Annotated in this window: 1 pseudogene; it reads left to right on the top strand. The window is 62.6% G+C overall.

Going from position 1 to position 1,125, the window contains the following annotated elements:
* The first annotated feature begins 80 nt into the window (after positions 1 to 80).
* Positions 81 to 1,108, top strand: a pseudogene (locus DT23_RS18245) (IS110 family RNA-guided transposase).
* Positions 1,109 to 1,125: the final 17 nt, after the last annotated feature.

Genomic DNA, 1,125 nt, shown 5'->3' with positions numbered 1-1,125 from the left:
CGGCGTTGATGATGTGAGCGCCCCCCGACGGCATCTTTGTGCCAAGGTAGGTCTATGAGGATCCACAAAGGAGGACGGTCATTTCGGAGATTATCACAGTCGGGCTCGACCTGGCGAAGACTGTGTTCCAAGCGCATGGCGCCGATGCGTCTGGTCGACCGATGGTGCGCAAGAAGCTGAGAAGGGTTTAGGTGCTGGCCTTCTTCGGTCAGCTGCGACCATGCGTTGTTGCGATGGAATCCTGCGGCGGTGCCCACTTCTGGGGTCGGGAGATCGGGAAGCTGGGCCATGACGTGCGGCTGATCCCGCCCGCTTACGTCAAGCCATTCGTCAAGCGGCAGAAAAACGATACTGCCGATGCAGAAGCGATATGCGAAGCTGCACAGCGCCCGACGATGCGCTTCGTGCCGGTGAAGAGCGAAGAAACGCAGGGAGCGGCAATGATCTTCCGTATCCGGGAGTTGCTGATCGGGCAGCGCACGCAGGCCATCAATGCCTTGCGCGGCCATCTCACCGAGTTTGGCCAGATTGTGCCACAGGGCGCGGCCAACGCCTCGAAACTGATCGCCATCGTCGAGGACGCGGACAACGCCCTACCTGTCGATGCCATTCCCACGCTTCAGGTACTCGTCTCGGCGCTCGCGCATCTGAGGGCGCAGATCGCGAAGCTCGACGCCGAGATCGCGCGGCGAGCCAAAGAGAATGACGTGGCTCGACGGTTGATGACGGTGCCGGGCATTGGTCCGCTGATCGCCACGGCTATCGCGCCCTTGCCCCGCCACCCGAGACATTCCGCAAGGCACGAGACTTTGCCGCTTGGCTGGGTCTGGTGCCACGGCAGCATTCGACCGGGGGGAAACAACGCCTCGGCGCCACCACCAGAATGGGTGAGCGATCTTTGCGACGCTTGCTGATCATCGGTGCCAACAGCATCATCATCAAGCGACATGTCCATGCTGCCGCCAAGCCCGGCACGTGGTTGGGCGGGATGCTGACACGCAAGCCACCAATGTTGGTGCGGGTGGCGCTCGCGAACAAGATGGCGCGCATCGTTTGGGCCCTTATGGCCCGGGGTGGCGTCTACCAGGCTCCGGCCACGGCGGCATAAGCCCGCTGTAGGTCGCG

The sequence above is a fragment of the Thioclava indica genome (assembly GCF_000714545.1).
In the GTDB taxonomy this organism is placed as follows: Bacteria; Pseudomonadota; Alphaproteobacteria; order Rhodobacterales; family Rhodobacteraceae; genus Thioclava; species Thioclava indica.
The sequence above is the reverse complement of the archived record's forward strand: the minus strand, read 5'-3'. Positions and strand labels throughout refer to the sequence as shown.